Raw genomic sequence first — 16,938 nt, 5'->3', positions numbered from 1 at the left:
AGCTACCTCGCCGGCCTCCACCTCCGCGCCTCGATGATCTGGATCAAAGACCTCACCCAGACTGCCCTTTGATCACAACCCGATACGGTCCCTAAACCCTCGAACTGGACGAGCTGCCCCGGCCCGAGCCGGACGCTTGCCGGCTGTATAGCGGGTCCCGGCCCGCGCCTCCGCGCACCGGAGCGCCGTACGTGTGTGGCGCGGGTCCGGCGGGGCTGGTGCTACTGGTCCGCACGGTGCAGGAACCGCCAGCCCAGTACGGCCAGGGCGAGTGTCAGTGCGACAGAAGTGAGCACGAGCAGGGGCTGAACGGTGGGAGAGCACCAGAACGCGGTCGTGCAGACCATCGGCAGGACCAGGTATGCGAACAGGTCCACTGCGGTCTGAAGCCGCTTGCGCATGGCGCGGCCCGCAACATTGCGGTGGTAGACCTCCCAGCCGAACACCGTGCCGTGGGCGGAGGCGAGTTCCCCCAGGCGTGGTCCCAATTGGTCGCGGACGTAGCAGCCGATCGCCGAGATCTTCTCGTCGTTGACCAGGTAGGTCCAGCCCAGGATCAGGCAGATCGCGGGGACGGAGAGCAGCAGTCGGTACTGTCCGCTCTGGACGGTGATCGCCATGACCGCAGTGGCCGCGGCGAGCGTGAAGTAGAGCAGGTTGTCGCGGAACCCTATGCGGGTCTTCTGTTCCTCTTTGAGGCAGTCGTACTCGGCCAGCAGGATTTTGCTCTCGGTGACATCGTCCGTGGAGGTCACAGGCATTCCTATGCTCGAGTTCAGGATCAACCGGCGATTTGGAAGGGCGTCAGGTTGTTGGGGCTGTGCCGTTCGATCCAGCCCTTCCCGTCCGCCGCGATCCCCTCCAGGAGACGGAAGGTGTGGGTGGAGCCCGCCGCACTGAGGTTGATCTCAGAGATTTCCTGAGAGTTCTCGTCCGGCGCCAGTTGGTGGGCATCGGCGTCCTTGACGCGGATCTTCCTGGCTGGCCCGTTGGTGAGGACGAGCTCCAGGTCGTAGCCGACGTCGACATTCTCCGTCACCTGCACGGAGGACAGCGCGTCGAACCGATAGTTGCTCCGCTGCTCGTTCTTGCGCGTTGCGTCGGAGAAGTTGAACTCGGAGCTGATCTCGCGGATGCCGTCCTGGGTGAACAGGAACAGGCGGAAGACGTAGTGCGAGTACCGCCAGGGGCCGCCCCTGACCCGGCCTCGTTTGTAGGAAGCAGCTGGGGCTACCAGGATGGTGTGAGTGATCAGGTCGCGCCAGGTGAGCCGGTGGTGTCGGAGCGCTTCATCGACGAACGAAGTCTTGTCACAGGTGAGCCAGGTCTCCATCTCCAGCTCGCTCGGGCGCGTGGCGTCCAGGAACGACTGCCAGTGCTGGTAGGCGGTCTGTCGTGCGGTCAACTGTTCATGGTACTTCTGGGTCTCCCGGGCAAGCCGGTGCTCTTCACGTCGGACCTTCAGCCATAGGGAGGCGGCCGCGTGCCCGGACCAGGCCGCACCGAGTACGGCCAGGAACGCCCACAGCGGCCTCGGCGAGGCGGCACCCGAGACTGCCGTTCCGAACGCGGTCAGAGCCGCGATGCCGAGAACGGCCAGGGCCACCACGGTCAGGGCCTTCGTCCTGACCGGAGTCCGGTCCTGGCGGTGATCATCGAACAGGGTGCCGTTGTTGTAGCGGTTCCGGGCGTCCTCAGCGAGGTACCGGATCAACCAGGCGACCCGGTCCACACTGATCCGGCTCTCCCGGTAGAGGTCCGCGATCTCGGAGGCGAGGCTGCCGCGGACCTGAGCGGTGTGGGCGAGCCAGGCGTCCGGGGTGAACCCATAGGGCGTGCGAACGCTGAAGTAGTGATCGAACGAATGGCGGACGCGGTTGGTGAACCCGTTCTCGGCGGAGGCGGGATCGCGCGGGTGAGGGACTCGGGGCCCGGCCGTGAGGTCCGACCGGGGTTCCTGGCCCCACCACCGGATGCCGAAGCGGGCCGCGGTCAGACCCGCGACGAGCGCCACCAGTAACTCGACGATCGCCTCGGCCGGATCCGTGACCAGTGCCAGGGCCCAGAGGAGCACGCTGCTGACGGCGAACAGGACCGCCCGGACGGGGAGGGCCGCCTTGGCGGCGGCAGCGGTGCTCGGGCGGGGCGGAACGGCCCGCGCCCCGATGGGGGCGGGTTCGAAGTAGGCCCAGACTCGCCGGACCCGGTCGTTGCCGAAGCGCTCCGCCCTGGCCCGTTCGCAGGTCTCCGCCCACAGGTCGTCCTTCAGCCCTCCGGTGAGCATGAGGTCGAGGTGGCGGAGGATCGCGGTGTGCTGGCGGAGCGGCAGGTCTTGCAGCTGCTTCAGCACGGGTCCGGTCTCGCCGCTGGCGTTGCTGAGCACCGCCAGCAGGTCGAAAGTGACGCGCAGGGCTTCCCTCCACCCGTCCTCGGCGTAGGTCCGTACGAGCCCGGAGGTGTAGTGCAGCCGTTGGACCTCTTCGGTGCTGAGGTCGTCGTAGGTGCGTGCGCTGAGTACGGCGAGCACCCAGTGGAAACGAACCTCCGCGCCGTCGTATCCGTGGGCCATCGCATCGGTGATCATTTCGCGGGCGCGGCTGGGGACGCCGTCCTCCAGGAACCGCACGCCCAGCCGGTACTTCTCCTGCGGCGAGGCGTCCGGGTGGACGAAGTAGACGTTGGAGTTGTGTACGGTCTCGGCCTGGATCCCGACGGTGGAGTCGTAGGCAGCCGAGCTGTACGCGGCACCGTTGTTGTGGCTCATGCCAGGTCACCGGCCGCGGCGACCAGGGGGGCCAGCTCGGCCACCAGTGCGGAGCACTCCGCGACCAGTCCGCGCAGCCTCCTGAGCGACATGACCGTCCGCTTCGACGATTCAGGGCTGGTTACCCCGGCCGACCGGAGGGCGGAGTCCAGATCGGTCAGGGCCTCCCGGTAGGTGTCCTCGTCGAGGGCACCCTCGGCGCGGTGCCGCCCCAGCTGTTCTCGGAAACGGTTCAGTTCCGCGATCAGGTCCGTCGGGCCGGATGCCTTCGGGGCCGCGTTCATGTGGACGCTGCTGCCCGTGACCGAGCCGGCCATGATGCCGACAGTGCTGTTGTGGGCGGTGTTGCTGACGTTTCGGTCGAACCGGTCGGCCGAACGGACCCTGTCGTCCCGGGGCATCGCGGTCTCCTCCTGTTCCCCCACCAGTTCCACTGCCAACCGGGTGGCGAACGCCGCCGCGTTCGCTGCGGCCCTCGGTTGCCAGTTGCGGTCATCCGCACTGTTCTTCGTGCCGTCTGCCCGGTCGCTGATTCCCCGGATGATGGCCACCGGTGCCCCGTTGAGATGGCCGGCCTGTGCCACACCGGCCGCCTCCATCTCGATGGCGAGTGCGTCGTTGTAGTGCTGTCGGATCCACTTCGCCTCGGCTGAGATCCTCGAGTTCTGGACGACCTCGCCGGCGGCGATCGCCCCGAAGCGCACCTGCGGCGCGTCCTCGCGACCGGGTACGGGGTCCGCCCAGTCGTTCAAGCGGGCCAGGTGCGAGGCGAGCTGGCTGATGCCGTGCGGTGCTTCCCACACCCGGGGGCGGGCTTTGAGCCCGTCGTCCTCGCTGGTCCCGCCGTGGTAGGCGTACACGTGTGACGCCATCACCACGTCGCCCAGCCTGGTGGCGTCCCACAGGGCGCCGGCGACCCCGACGAACAGCACGGCCACCGGCGAGAACTCCTGGATCGCGCGTTCAGCGATCACTGCGGCGGAATGGTTTCCCTTGCTCGTCAGACCGAGTGCGACACGGCATGAGGTGCCCTGCACGGTTCCCACCTCGAACCGGGTACCACGCTCATGGCGATGCACCTGCGGACCCGCCAGCCTCTGGCGCACAGCCTGGTATTCAAGATTGAGGGCAGTGAGAACCACCACCGGGCCGTTCGACATCTATTCCTCTTCCCCTCTCGTGTTCTCTTCCATCGCGGATGGCACGGGTCGGATCAGCGGTGGAAACAGCACGGTCTTCGGACCGGCTCGGTACAGTCGTGCGGGCCGTCCTCCCGTGGTCCTGCGATCCGTGCCGGCGGGGACGATGAATCCCTTCGCCGCTTGGACCTTCCGGTAGAAATTGCGGGTGTCGAGTTCGGTGCCCCAGACGGCCTCGTACACCTCTTGCAGCTCTGCGATGGTGAAGTTCTCCCTGCAGAATGCTGTGGCCAGCGCCGAGAACTCGAGCTTGGTGCGGGCGTGTTCGATCCCGTCCATAGCGATTCGACGGTGGTCGAAGGCGAGCTCCACCTCGTCGGATAGGACGGCTTCCGCGGGAACCCACGCGGCATCGGTGGCATCCGTTCCCGCGACCGGGTCGGGCAGCCCCGGCGCGATCGCCAGGTGGGCCACGGAGACGACTCGGCCTCGCGGATCGCGGCCCGAGTCTCCGTACACGGCCAGCTGTTCAAGGTGCACCCAGCCGGCCGCCAGTGCCGTTTCCTCGCTCAGTTCGCGGTGGGCGGCATCCAGAATCTCCTCACCGTCGTGGCTCAGGAATCCTCCAGGCAGGGCGGGCATGCCCCGGAAGGGATCTTCGCCCCGCTCCACCAGGAGGACGTGCAGGCGACTCCCCCGCAGCGTCAGGATCACTAGATCGACCGTCAGCAGTACAGAAGGTGGTGACCACACGTCATCTTGCATGTTCTGCAAGGTACTTCAGTTACTGTCACTTACACAAGAAGGGGGTAGTGGGGATTGCTGTGCCGTTCGACTCCGCAGCCACAGCGCGTGGCGGGGCCGCATGGATCGACCGGCTGGCACCGACCCCACCAGTCCGTTCCGGGTTGGGGGTTCCCGCGGCCCCGATCGCCGTGACGGAGAGCCGGAAGCTCCCATCGGGACGGGCCTGCGGCTCGTGACACCACGCGGCTGACAGCCAGGCAGCGCTTCCATAAGAACAAGTAGGACGAGCGCGTCGAGGACCAGACCAGCACGCTGATCTGGTCCTCGACGCGCTCATTGGCTGCCGCTGCCAGGACACGGAGAGCCCGAGACCGGGGAGGTGGAGGCCGGACTCTTCAACGTGAGCGGGTGCGCCCGCGAGCTCTGCCTCTCACGGGTGGCAGAGGGATCGGACCGGCAGGGGCGGTCGTCGGGTCGATCCACGGTACAGGGTGTGTTTCTCCGGCCCACCCCCCGAGCTTCAGCTGCATCTGGTACGAACCCCGATAGCCGATGGAGTGGAGCACGGCGAGGGTCACGTAGTGCAGGGAGAGTCTCCAAACCTCAACCGAGAGGCCGGCACGTGCATAGAGATCATCTGTGAGTACTTCGGGGTGAACGAGGCGGTTTCGGATCCGCGTGACGGCCGTTGGACCGTCGATCCGATGGTCCGCTGCATACTTGGCCAGCACGGGGAGATCGGTGGCTTCGACCGATGTCGGTATCCCCGCAGACTTCAGCAGATAGCGCAGCTTGTCCTCGGCAGGGCATTTCTTGAAGTCACCTCGCGGCATCAAGTTGCCCAGCACCAGCTTTGTCCAAGCGAGGCTCTCCAGCGCTGGTGCGGCGGTAAGAATTCGCTGTTCGACAAGGCCCGTTGCCACGGCCTCGGTCGCCATCAGCATCTGGAAGCGGGTGGTCCCTCTCCGTGAGGTGTCGGCGAAGGCGCGCACCGCGCACGAGACGAGCTCGGTGCAGTCATCGGGGCTGCCGTTGTAGAGCCATCCCGATCCGATTGTCTGTGCCCGGTCGACGAGGGGTGAGAACCATTGCTCCCAGATGGCTCTCCCGTTCGCGTCGTATCCCGTGGGAAGCGCAGGAGCCACCTTGCGGCCGAACCCGAAGGACAGGCTGACCCGGAGGCATTCCAGTAGTTCTCGCCCCTGGGTCACTGAAAAGTCCTCGCCACCTGTGCGTTTGAGTTCCATGACGTGCGTCAGGACGGACGAGATCTGTTCGGTGGCCGTTCTGAGAACGGCGGAGAGATCGGGACGCTGGTCGATCGTTACCGTCCATCCCTCGATCTCAATGGACCAGCGCCCTCGCCGACGGTGAACACCGTGAGCCGTCTCCTCTCCCAAGATCGCGTTCGCAGCAGAGAGGGGGAGGTTCAGCCACTGGGTCACCAGGCGTTGGAGGCGTGTGCTCTGATCTCCGTCGCTGGTGCCGTTGATCCATCCAGCGTTGTTGCGCCGGGCGTTGGCTATGAAATCCACGGGTGGTGTCCGGTCGACCGTCGCGATGACAGCACCGTCATTCCCCAGTTCCCAGTAGTCGTCTGCGTGTGGCTCTACCGACCATTCCAGACTCGGCTTGGCCCCGAAGGTGAGCTCGATCTTCCCCTGCCGTGCTCCCTGGCGGAACCCGGTGAGCGTGCCCTCGTACAGGGTCACTGTCTCTCCGGGGGCGTTCCAGCCGTGAGGCGGAACTAGCGGGGCGTGGAACATGATCTGGTCCGTGGGTTCCATCGAGGGGGTGACCTCCGTCCGGTGGGTGAGCCGCCGACAGGGCAGCCGGACAGGCTATCAGGTTGCTCTGTGCGAACCGGAAGCCTTTAAGGTCCGTGCAGCCATGCTTCGTCGGCCTGTGCCGGCCGGTCTCAGCGCTGAAGTCAGTGCTCGCCAGGGCTGGGTGGTAGCGGTGGAGGAACCTCTTCGACGAAGAATCGCGCTGCGGTGAGCCGTTCGGGCGGGGTGCCGAGCGGATGGTCGAGCAGAAGCCAGCCGGCGAGTGTGGCTGGGATCTGGTCTCGCAGGTCAGAGGCCCTCTACAGGACGGTCCAGCCCCACGGCCGGGCGCCTTCTCGGCCTTGGATACAGGCGAGGCGGTAGTGGGCCTGGGCACGATGCCGCGCGGGGTCGGCCGCGGCGAGCTGGAGGGCGAAGCAGGTGGCGCGCAGCTCGCGGATGTTGCGCAGGACCGGATAGCTCGGCCACTCCGTGACGTCGGCACCGTAGGCGGTGCAGATCGCCTTGTACTGCTTCGCCGTTACGCTGCCGAAGCTCGTGAAGCCGGCCGCCATCGTCGCGAGGTCGTACTCGCGCCGGCCCCTGGAGGAGCGCTCGAAGTCGAGCAGGTACGTGGTGGTCGGGGTGACCGCGGTGTTGCCGCCCCAGGCGTCTCCGTGGACCACGCAGAGAGGCCGTCCGGCGGGGAGCTCGTCCCATGCGGCCTGCAGGTCGGCCAGGTACCCCCGCAGCCAGCGCCGCTGGTACTCGTCGAGGGTGACTGCTTCGTCGATCCGTTCGGCGAGCCGGACGAGCGGATCGAGGAGGCCGAGATCGATGTGCTCGGGTACCGGCAGCTCGTGCAACCTGCGGAGGAGGGGCGCCATGTCGGCGCCGGTGCCCGGTCGGTGGGGTGGGAGTTCATGCCAGAAGGTGACAGGCTGGTCGCCGACGAGGGCCGGAGCGGAGAACACCTCCAGCGGACGGACGACCGGCAGGCCGCACTCGTGGAGCCAGCGGGCTATCGCGATCTCCTGCACCCCCGCGGACCACTGGCCAGGCCGGGCGACGCGGGCCACCACACCGTCAGGAAGACGCCACAGGGCGTTCTCGCCCAGTCTGATCAGCTCGGCACCGTCGGCGGACAGACCGGCTTCGGCACATGCGCTGAGCAGGACGGCGTGGGAGCCGCTGGCAGTGGTCACTCACCTACCGTAGCGGCGATCTGGATACGCAGGCCTTCGAGCCTGGCGTGCTGTTCGTACCGACGTGCAAGCTTCGCCAGCTCCTGGAGGTCCCGCACAGCTCGGTGCGAACGGAGCTGTGCGACCTCGGCCACGGCCCGCTCGGCCTCCGGAAGCGCGGCGTCGGGGTTCCCCATGATCAGCAGCAGCCCGGCGAGCTTGGTGCGGCTGAACGTCTTGGACCGGCCGAAAGGTTGGGCGTGCCCGTCGACGGCGGTCCTGAGCCGGCCGAGCGCATCGTCGACGGCGTGGCCCGCGAGCGCGACTGGATGTGCCAGTCCTTCTTCGACGTCCGCATGATGAGTGCGGTCATGACCACCGGCAAGAACCGCGACCGGACCGCCGGCCGCGTCCAGGGCCCCCTGCAGCTCACGTTCAGCAGGTCCATTGACCCCGTCACCGCGATCGAAGTCCCCATCACCCGCGTCACCCCGACCCGAGTCGAGGACCTGGCCACCAAGCAGACCGAGATGGGCACCAAGAACATTGTCCCCTACGGCCTCTATCGAGGCGCGGGCCACTTCTCGGCCCCGCTCGCCGCTAAGACCGGCGTCACCAGTGAAGACCTCCAGGCGCTCTGGCAGGCCTTCGAGATGATGCTGGAACACGACCGGGCTGCCGCCCGGGCCTCCATGGCCCTGCGAGGCCTCTGGGTCTTCAGCCACTCCGACGCCTACGGCCGGGCCCCTGCCCACAAGCTCCTGGAGCGCGTGCACGTCACCCCTCTCGGCCACACCGCGGCACGCTCATACTCCGACTACAAGGTCACCGTCGACACGGACTTCCCGGAAGGCGTCACTCTCACTGCGCTGGTGGACTGACCACTCCGCGCACCGCCCAGGCAACTACCTCGCAACTTGAGAACTCAACAGTGGAGCGCAATTCAGGTTGCAGCGAAGGCGTCCTCCTATCGAGCGACATGGATCGCAACTTCGTGTGAAGCGTGGCCACGGCGGCCGCGCCGAGGTGGCGGTCGCCGTTCGGGCGGCCGAGGATCCCAACGAACTTGATCTTGGCCAGACCGCGAACGCGGCCGGGCGTGGCGGTCGCCCTTCGGGGCGGCCGAGGATCGCAACTCGGGCGTCTCGATCGCCTCGCCGATCACGACGTAGTGGCGGCCGCCCTTCGGGGGCAGAGGATCGTAACTCGTACCGACCGCGCCGCGTACGACGCGCGCCCCGGCGGCGGTTGCCTTTCGGGGCGGCCGAGGATCGCAACCCTCTTCGGTCACAGGTCCGTCACATCGCACCCGCAGTGGCGGTCGCCTTCGGGGCAGCCGAGGATCGCAGCGGCTACGGGCCCATGGCCGCCGCCGTCTAACACCTGGTGGCGGTCGCCTTTCGGGGCGGCCGAGGATCGCAACAGCATCTGTCGGGCCGGTTCGGCGACCACCGCACGTGGCGGTTGCCCTTCGGGCGGCCGAGGATCGCAACCACGAGGCCCGCGCCGGCAAGATTGCCGTCCTACTCGTGGCGGTCGTCCTTCGGGCTGGCCGAGGATCGCAACAACGTCATCACGACCGGCATGTGCAGTCAGGTGACCGGTGGCGGTCGCTCCCGGTGGCGAACGGAGGGTCGCAACTGGGATGGCCGTCTTCACGCACCCCGGACACTTCCGAGGTGGTGGTCGCCCCCTGGGGTGGCCGAGGATCGCAACTGTGATCACTGCTATGCGGACTCCGGCCCGCAGGGCACGTGGCGGTCGCCCTCCGGGGTGGCCGAGGATCGCAACTACGACACTCGCAAAGACTCCGCGGACGGAAGACAGTACTGGCGGTCGCCCCTCGGGGCGGCAGAGGATCGTAACAGGTCTCCGTTGTTGTACTCGCCGTTGTAGTACCAGGTGGCGGTCGCCCCCAGCGGCGGCCGAGGATCGCAACCCGTTCCCGGTGCACCGCGTCGCCCGTCCGCAGGCCCGTGGCGGTCGCCCTCTGGGGCGGCCGAGGATCGTAGCAGGTAGGCGCTGCTGTTGACGGCCGGGCACACCTGATGGCGGTCGCCCTCCTGGGCGGCTGAGGATCGCAACGCGGTTTACTCGTACTTCGCCAACGGCGGGAATGTGGTGGCGGTCGCCCTCCCGGGCGGCCGAGGATCGCAACTTCGACAACCGGCTCATGGCCGGCACCGCACGTGGCTGTGGCGGTCGCCCTTCGGGGCGGCCGAGGATCGCAACTTCCCGTGCCGGGCCACGGCGTTGAGTAGCTGGTGGTGACGGTTGCCCTTTGGGGCGGCCGAGGATCGCATCACGATGATGCGCCTGGCGGAGGGGTCGGCAGTGGCGGCCGCTCGTCCGGGCGGCCGAGGATCGCACTTCCGGTGCGGTGCCGAGCCGGGCCCTGAGATGCGAGTGGCGGTCGCTCATTGGAGTAGTGGGGGGACTTGCCGGGGACCACGCGTCGTTCACCACCGCCTCTGAGGCGCCCTTCGGTGAACGAACAGCGCGGGCCGTCTACCGTCTGACGTGCGGCGATGGCTATGCCCGGGCGACTGGGGGTCAAGTGGGTTCTGAGACACCAGTTGTAGGGTCTCCGGACGTGGTCGATGGTCCTCTGGTGTTCCGGTACGGCGTCGATAACGTGAGGACTTCTCATATAATCGTCGGGAGGCTGCCATGCCGAACCGCTTCGACTTGCCGGCGGGGTTCCGCTGGGGTGCCGCCACCGCCGCCTACCAGATCGAGGGTGCCGTCGACGAGGACGGCCGCGGCCCCTCCGTCTGGGACGTCTTCTGCGCCCGCCGCGGCGCCGTCCGCGACGGGCACACGGGAGTGGTCGCCTGCGACCACCACCACCGGTGCCCCGAGGACATCGCCCTGATGAAGGGCCTCGGGCTGGGCGGTTACCGTTTCTCCGTCTGGGGCGTTTCTTTCCGATCATCGGATCGTTGGTCTGGTCGGGCCGTTGACTGACGCGCAGTGGGCACGGATAGAGCCGCTGTTGCCGGACCGGACGCCGAAACGGGGCGGGCGGTGGCGTGACCATCGTCAGGTGATCGACGCGATTGCGTGGAAGTTCCAGACCGGCTCGCAGTGGGTGCACCTGCCCGCTGAGTACGGCTCGTGGAAGGGCGTCTACACCCGGCTGTGGAACTGGGCGATCGACGGTACCTGGGAGCGGGTCTTCACCGCCCTGCTCGCCCAGGCCGACGCAGAGGGCGACCTGGACTGGGTCGTCTCGGTCGACTCCACGATCGTGCGCGCGGACCAGAACGCGGCCGGGGCCCGTCAAAAGGGGCCCCGGCCGATGAACCGCACCACCACGCCATCGGGCGCTCCCGCGGCGGGCTGACCACCAAGATTCACCTCGCGGCGGACGGCCGCTGCCGTCCGCCGTGCTTCCACCTCACACCCGGCCAGGCCGGTGACGCACCCGCGTTCGAGCACGTCCTGGCCGCCCTGCGGGTGCCCAGGACGATCGGCAGGCCGCGCACCAGGCCCTTCGTGGTCCTGGCCGATCGGGCCTACTCGTCCCGGGCCATCCGCGAGCACTTGCGAAGGCGCGGGATCCGCGCGGTCATCCCGCAGCCCGCCGGCCAGATCGCCAACCGCAAACGCAGAGGCCGGCACGGAGGCCGCCCGCCGGCCTTCGACCGCGAGGCCTACAAACAGCGCAACACCGTCGAACGCTGCATCAACCGCCTGAAGAACTGGCGAGGCCTGGCCACCCGCTACGAGAAGACCGCCACCGTCTTCCAAGCCGGACTCCACATCGCCGGCATCTTCATCTGGTCCGCCCGCTGATCCAAAAGCAAGGACCTTAAAGCCTGTGCCGTTGCCTCGGGGCCAGCGGCAGGTGTGGGGGTGCGGCGGCGGAGGGTCGCACCGTCGGGGTCAGCCGGTTCGAGCTCGATGGCGCGGCGTAGTTGTTCCATGCGTTGGGGCAGGGGGTGCCAGCCGGGTTCTGCGGCCATCTCGGTGTTGAGGTCGTGGATTGCGCGGGCGTAGGCCCGTGCCAGGCCGCGGAAGTGCAGGGGCAGGCCGGGGCGGGGGTGGCCGCTGGGGGCGATGCTCACCCACAGGGCGTCGGTGGTCTCGTTGCCCGGGCCGACGGGTTGGGTGGTGTCGCGTGCGACGAGGTGGCTGCGGACGGTGAGCCAGTGGCGCATCGCGGCCCGGGTGGGCCCGGACAGGCAGACCGTCACTGTGGCGGGCGTGGTGCGCGGGTTGCGGTGCTGGGGGAGGTGGGTGAGGCGGATCGTGCCGTGGTGCAGGTCTACGTCGTCCGTGCGCAGGGCGCAGAGTTCGCCGGCGCGGCAGCCGGTGTCCAGCACGGTGCCGATGATGGCGAGGATCCGGCTGCGGGACTCGGACCGGCCGGGGCGGGTTGAGTGTTCCAGGTGGCCGAGCAGGATGCTGCGCGGGCGGGCGGCGACCACGGGCCGGAGCTCGACTCGCGGCGGGTTGCGCTCCGGGAGCGTGACGGCGATGCCGGCTCGGGCGCCGAGGATGCGGAGGCAGTCCTCCCGGACGCGCATGGACGCGGCTGAGGCTTGGCCCGGTCGTGCGGCGGGCTTGCGCCGCAGCAGGCCCCGCTCGGCGGCGGCGAGGTAGTCGGCGAGGGTGTCCGGCGCGAAGAGCTGGGCGAGTGAGCCGGCGGCCGTGGGCACGATCGCGCCCCGCTCCAGGGCGGTGCGCAGTTCGCCGGCGACCCAGCGCAGTTGCTTCGCCCGGGACATGCCAGTCGGCGGTTCGCAGGCGCGCTCGACGAGGGTGTCCAGCGCCTCGACCGAGGGTGCTGCTGTCGTCGGGGCGTCCGCCATAGGTCACCCTAGCGCCGGGTCGGGGCGGGTCGGCGGGCTCCTGCCGGCAGAGGGGACTCGGAACGCCTCGCAGGAGGTCTCGGATTTAATAACTGGCCTGAAGCAAGATCGTCGATGGGGGCACGGGCGGCATGGTGGCCGTGTTCTCCGGCCTGCCCCGTTCCGGTGGTGACCGTCCTTCGGCAGCCGGCGAGGGGGCCGCGCCAGGGCATTCGCCGGTTCCCGCAGCGGCACCCGACGATGACTTCCCGGACTCCGTGAATGCCCCGGTCGATTCTGATTGGTCGTCAGCAAACTCGGCATTGGGTCAGCATTGGTCCTGTCAAGCGCTGTCGCGGATGGTCGAACGATGTCATGCGTCGAGTGCGGGAGCGAGCGCCGACAGGGGTACTTCGGAGTGAGCGCCAGGGGGCTCCGGATCGGGGGTGCGGTGGACCTGGTCGCCGCACCCCCGATTGCGTAACACGCAGGTCAGCGCGCGTTTCCGCGGGGCTTCAAGGGGATTCCCGGGAGCTCCGGGGCGGGCAGGCGGTCGCCCGGGTAGCCCTGGACCTCGCCGAAGCGGTCGGGGTTCGCGGAGCTCATCCATTCCTCGCGGGCTCGGGTAATGTCCTCGTGAGACCGCCCGATGAAGTTCCACCACATGACGATCCGCTCCGCGAAGGGCGGGCCGCCGAGCAGGATGGCCCGGGCGGTCTCGTCACCGGTGTCGGTGAGGGTCAGTGTGGCGGATCCGGGGCCGAGGTAGCCGAGTTCGGCCGGGCGCAGCGGCGTGCCGGCCATCCGGACCTCGCCGCCGTCCCGGGCGGGGACAGGTGATGCGAGAGGGCCCGCGTTACCCCGGTACCGTCCCCGTGCGGCCGTCCCTTCCCGGCGGGGGCTCGCGGCTCGCTTCGGTGATCAGGGCGCGGATCGCCGTGGCCACGGGGGCCGGCCGCTCCTGCATGGCGACGTGGCCGACGCCGGGCAGGGTGAGGAGGCGGACGTCGCGGAAGGCCGCGTAGGCCCGGGGCGCCGTGCGGAAGGGGACGAGGTTGTCGTCCCGTCCGTAGACGAGCAGGGTGGGGGCGGTGACCCGGCGGGCCTGGCGCCAGGCCGACGCCTCGCCCTGCCGCACGAACGCGCGGGCCAGTGAGCGCACCCCCTCGGCCAGCATGTCCTGCGCGTACGGCAGTTCCGTGCGGCGCCGGCGTTCGCGGGCCTCCACCGCCCGCTGCTCGGTGCCGACGAGGGCGGGGTTCGCGTAGATGAGGCGGTAGAGGTCGTCCAGCCGGCGGTCGGGGCTCTGGGCGGCCAGGAGCCGGGAGTACAGTCGCGGGGCGCCCGGCAGCCCGAGCAGGGCCACCCGGAGGGCCTGCGCCGGCGGGAATGTCGGCAGTACGGGCGAGATGAGCGTCAACGTGCCGACCAGATCGGGTCGTCGGGTGGCGAGGTGGAGTGCGATCAGGCCGCCGAGGGAGTTGCCGACCAGGTGTACGCGGCGGTGTCCGGTCCGGTCGAGGTGGTCGGCCACGGCCGCGGCCTGGCGTTCGACGGTGACATCGCCGTCGGGTGGGGGCGCCGACCTCCCGAAGCCCGGGAGGTCGAGGGCCAGGCAGTGCGCCGAGGTCCGCAACAGGTCGATCAGGCCGGCCCAGTTGTGGGTCCACCCGCCCAGCCCGTGCAGGAACACGGCGGTGTCGGTGGCCGGGGCGGCGCTGCGGACGTACTCGACGGCGAGAGTCTGCTGCATGATGGTCTGTTCCTCCGGAATGGTCCCAACCCGTCCTCGTCTCCTGCCGGCCGGCTCACTCCCGCAGGGGCCCGGCCGTCTCCGCGATGGCGAGCCGGTAGTGCCCGATGAGCCGGTCACCGACCGCTTCCCAGCTGCGTTCCGCCACGGCGGCACGGCCGGCCCGCCCGAGCGCCACCCGCAGCTCCCTGCTCCGGGCGAGCCTTTCCACGGCTTCCCGGAACCCCCTCCGCGCATCGGGCGGGACGAGGAATCCGGTCCGCCCCGGACGTACGAGGTCCAGCGGTCCGCCGGCCGCCGGGGCGACGACGGGCAGGCCGCTCGCCATGGCCTCCTGGAGGGTCTGGCCGAACGTCTCGAACGGCCCCGCATGGACGAACACGTCGAACGAGGCGTAGAGCCGGGCGAGTTCGTGCCCGGTCCGGCGGCCCAGGAAGACCGCGTCCGGCAGTGCGGCCTCCAGCCGGGACCGGAGGGGACCGTCGCCGACGACCACCAGCCGTACGCCCGGGAGCCGGGACACCTCCGCCAGCCGGTCGACCTGCTTCTCCGCCGCCAGGCGCCCGACGTATCCCACCAGGACCTCCCCGGGGGAGCCGAGGTGCCGGCGCAGGGCCTCGTCGCGGTGGCGGGGGTGGAACCGCAGGCAGTCCACGCCGCGCGGCCACAGGTGGACCCGGGGAACGCCCTGCGCCACCAGGGCGCGGAGCGACGCCCGGGACGGCGCCAGCGTGCGTGCGGCCGGGGCGTGGATGTGCCGGAGGTGCCGCCAGGCCAGCCTGGCGCCGGCAGCTCCCGCCACCGGCAGATAGGCCCTGGCATAGGCGGCCATGTCCGTCTGGAACACCGCCACGACCGGGATCCCCGCCCGCCCGGCAGCGGCCCCTCCGGCCGCCCCGAGCATGAACGGACCGGCCAGGTGCACCAGATGGGGGCGGTGCCGGGCGATGGCGTCGGCCACCTGCCGCCCCGGGAGCGCGATCCGTACCTCCGGGTAGCCGGGCAGCGGCACGGAAGGGACGCGGACCACCTCGTAGCCGTACGCCCGCTCGGGGCCGTCGCCCCCGTACCGCCGAGCGGCCCCCGGCGCCGGTGCCACCACGACCGGAGTGTGCCCCCGGGCCACGAGGTGCTCCGCGGCCCTGAGCACGCTGTGGGCGACACCGTTGAGCTGCGGCGCGAAGGACTCGGCGACGATCACGACGCGGAGCCGGTCACCACCGGGAGCCGGGACGTCCGCGGGGCGTGCCGCAGGCCCGCGCAGGACCCGGCTCACCCGGCACCGCCGGTTCCCGGCACGGCCGGGCGGGCCGGGCCCGCCGGGAGGGACCGGCCGACCGCGCGCAGGTCCCGGAGGATCTCCCGGAACGAGTCGGAGAGGCCCGCCTCGCAGTACTCCACGCCGATCTCCGCGCAGTAGTCGCGCACGATGCGCGAGGCGGGGCGCAGCGCCACCACCGGCATGGCGGGGAAGAGATGGTGCTCGATCTGGTAGCCGAGACCGCCGAACACGAGGTGGACGAACCGGCCGGCCCGCAGATTGCGGGAGGGCAGTACCTGCCGCCGGAGGAAGTCCGTCCGCTCCGCGTCCGGGCCCGTCATCGGCATGCCCTTGTGGTTGGGCGCGAAGACGCACCCCAGGTACACGCCGAGCACGGATCCGCACACCGCGGCGAAGGCCAGGGCCTGGAGCGGTGAGAGGACGACGGCCAGCAGGGCCGCCGACAGGATGTAGTGCAGCGCGGCGAGGGTGCGTTCCAGGGCCGGGTACCGGACCGGGCCCCGGGTCAGGGTCAGCCAGGTGGCGACGAGGAGGCCGAGCGCCTGGAGGGAGAGCAGCGGGAAGAACAGCTCTGCCTGGTACCTGGCGACGAGCCGCCTCAACCCCCTGGCCCGGCCGGCCTGTTCGGCGGTCCGGACGAAGAGGATGGAGTCGGCGGCCGGGTCGTACCCCGCGCGGTTCGGATGCGCGTGATGCCGGTTGTGGTCGCTCACCCACCACCCGTAGCTCATGCCGACCACGAGGTTTCCCAGCAGGATGCCGGCCAGGTCGGTCGCCCGGCGGCCGGCGAACACCGCGCGGTGGGCGACGTCGTGGCCGAGCAGTGCCAACTGGCCGAGCAAGAAGGCGAACAGGGGCGCGAGGCACAGCTGCCACCAGCTCGCGCCGAGCACGACGAACCAGGCCAGGAGCAGCGCCAGGGCCGTGAACAGCGCGGCGCTCCGGCACGCGTAGTGCAGCGGGCGCCTGCGCAGCAGACCGGCCTCCGAGACGCGCCGGTACAACTCGGCGAAGTCGCCGCGCCGGGTGGTCCCGGTGGTCGGGGTGTCCTGAACGGTCATGCCACCATCCCGGTCTCGGGTCGCTCCGGCCGTGGCAGCCTCGCGGTGAGGCCCCGGGCCGGGTGGTCTCAGCGTTCAGTACCCGACCCGTCGTTGTCCCGGCACCGCTCCGTGTCGCGGGCGGAGACGGCTCGATCGGGCGGGCGGCGGGCCTCGCCGCTCCGTCACGCATCCGAAGCACGGTCGGCTGTTCGCCTTCCCGTGCGTCCGGTGCGATCGACCGCCGACCTGTCCGGGTGCTCGGCACCTCGCGTGGCCGGGCGTGCCTGACACCGACCGCCCCGGCCCGTCCCGGCCCGTCCCGGCCCGTCCGTCCCGCAGAGCCCCTCCCGGCTCGAAGCGGTGATGGGACCACGTCCGCCCCACCTGGTCACTCCGGCGGCTGCCTCCCGGTCGCGGGGGTGCTCCGGGCGGGTTTGCCTGGGAGGGGCAGGAGGGGGCTCGGG

Annotated in this window: 11 protein-coding genes and 3 pseudogenes; 3 read left to right on the top strand and 11 right to left on the bottom strand. The window is 69.9% G+C overall.

The genetic code is table 11. From position 1 onward, the window contains the following. Window positions 1-221: 221 nt before the first annotated feature. From ACIO5D_RS35995 to ACIO5D_RS35970, 6 genes are all read right to left on the bottom strand, one after another. The gene (locus ACIO5D_RS35995; protein ID WP_400800365.1) at window positions 222-761 is read right to left on the bottom strand and encodes a hypothetical protein; all 540 of its coding nucleotides are present in this window, start codon (window positions 759-761) and stop codon (window positions 222-224) included. A gap of 20 nt (window positions 762-781) precedes the next feature. Beyond that, a complete protein-coding gene (locus ACIO5D_RS35990) occupies window positions 782-2,764 on the bottom strand; it encodes a hypothetical protein (protein WP_400800362.1) in 1,983 nt (660 codons plus the stop codon). Further along, complete coding sequence (locus ACIO5D_RS35985) at window positions 2,761-3,924, bottom strand: purine phosphorylase (RefSeq protein WP_400800360.1); 1,164 nt, start codon at window positions 3,922-3,924, stop codon at window positions 2,761-2,763. The genes ACIO5D_RS35990 and ACIO5D_RS35985 overlap by 4 nt, the downstream gene beginning before the upstream one ends. Continuing rightward, complete coding sequence (locus ACIO5D_RS35980; protein WP_400800357.1) at window positions 3,925-4,668, bottom strand: NrtR DNA-binding winged helix domain-containing protein; 744 nt, start codon at window positions 4,666-4,668, stop codon at window positions 3,925-3,927. 377 nt (window positions 4,669-5,045) lie between these two features. Further along, window positions 5,046-6,437 carry a hypothetical protein gene (locus ACIO5D_RS35975; protein WP_400800354.1) on the bottom strand — a complete coding sequence of 464 codons (1,392 nt, stop codon included), beginning with the start codon at window positions 6,435-6,437 and terminating at the stop codon, window positions 5,046-5,048. 299 nt (window positions 6,438-6,736) lie between these two features. Further along, entirely contained in the window at window positions 6,737-7,621 is an 885-nt protein-coding gene (locus ACIO5D_RS35970; RefSeq protein WP_400800351.1) for a phosphotransferase enzyme family protein, read from the bottom strand. A 239-nt stretch (window positions 7,622-7,860) separates the two neighbouring features. Between ACIO5D_RS35970 and ACIO5D_RS35965 the strand changes: the two genes are divergently transcribed. The 3 genes and pseudogenes from ACIO5D_RS35965 to ACIO5D_RS35955 all read left to right on the top strand — a co-directional run bounded on the left by ACIO5D_RS35965 (window position 7,861) and on the right by ACIO5D_RS35955 (window position 11,398). Further along, window positions 7,861-8,481, top strand: a complete 621-nt coding sequence (locus ACIO5D_RS35965; RefSeq protein WP_400800348.1) for a CRISPR-associated protein — start codon at window positions 7,861-7,863, stop codon at window positions 8,479-8,481. Window positions 8,482-10,270: 1,789 nt separating this feature from the next. Beyond that, a pseudogene (locus tag ACIO5D_RS35960) lies at window positions 10,271-10,513 on the top strand (family 1 glycosylhydrolase); the annotation flags it as partial. A gap of 25 nt (window positions 10,514-10,538) precedes the next feature. Continuing rightward, window positions 10,539-11,398, top strand: a pseudogene (locus ACIO5D_RS35955) (IS5 family transposase). Here ACIO5D_RS35955 and ACIO5D_RS35950 read toward each other — a convergent pair. The 5 genes and pseudogenes from ACIO5D_RS35950 to ACIO5D_RS35930 all read right to left on the bottom strand — a co-directional run bounded on the left by ACIO5D_RS35950 (window position 11,326) and on the right by ACIO5D_RS35930 (window position 16,492). After that, window positions 11,326-12,417, bottom strand: a complete 1,092-nt coding sequence (locus ACIO5D_RS35950; protein WP_400800345.1) for a site-specific integrase — start codon at window positions 12,415-12,417, stop codon at window positions 11,326-11,328. The pseudogene ACIO5D_RS35955 and the gene ACIO5D_RS35950 overlap by 73 nt on opposite strands. 471 nt (window positions 12,418-12,888) lie before the next feature. Next, a pseudogene (locus ACIO5D_RS35945) lies at window positions 12,889-13,218 on the bottom strand (pirin-like C-terminal cupin domain-containing protein); the annotation flags it as partial. A gap of 34 nt (window positions 13,219-13,252) precedes the next feature. After that, window positions 13,253-14,149, bottom strand: a complete 897-nt coding sequence (locus tag ACIO5D_RS35940) for an alpha/beta fold hydrolase (protein ID WP_400800342.1) — start codon at window positions 14,147-14,149, stop codon at window positions 13,253-13,255. Window positions 14,150-14,204: 55 nt separating this feature from the next. Next, complete coding sequence (locus ACIO5D_RS35935; RefSeq protein ID WP_400800339.1) at window positions 14,205-15,350, bottom strand: glycosyltransferase family 4 protein; 1,146 nt, start codon at window positions 15,348-15,350, stop codon at window positions 14,205-14,207. A gap of 71 nt (window positions 15,351-15,421) precedes the next feature. Continuing rightward, window positions 15,422-16,492, bottom strand: coding sequence for a fatty acid desaturase family protein (locus ACIO5D_RS35930; RefSeq protein WP_400800336.1), 1,071 nt, complete (start codon window positions 16,490-16,492; stop codon window positions 15,422-15,424). Window positions 16,493-16,938 lie beyond the last annotated feature (446 nt).

This window comes from Kitasatospora sp. NPDC087315, from assembly GCF_044744345.1.
Classification (GTDB): Bacteria; Actinomycetota; Actinomycetes; order Streptomycetales; family Streptomycetaceae; genus Kitasatospora.
This window is presented reverse-complemented; position numbering and strand designations above follow the sequence as displayed.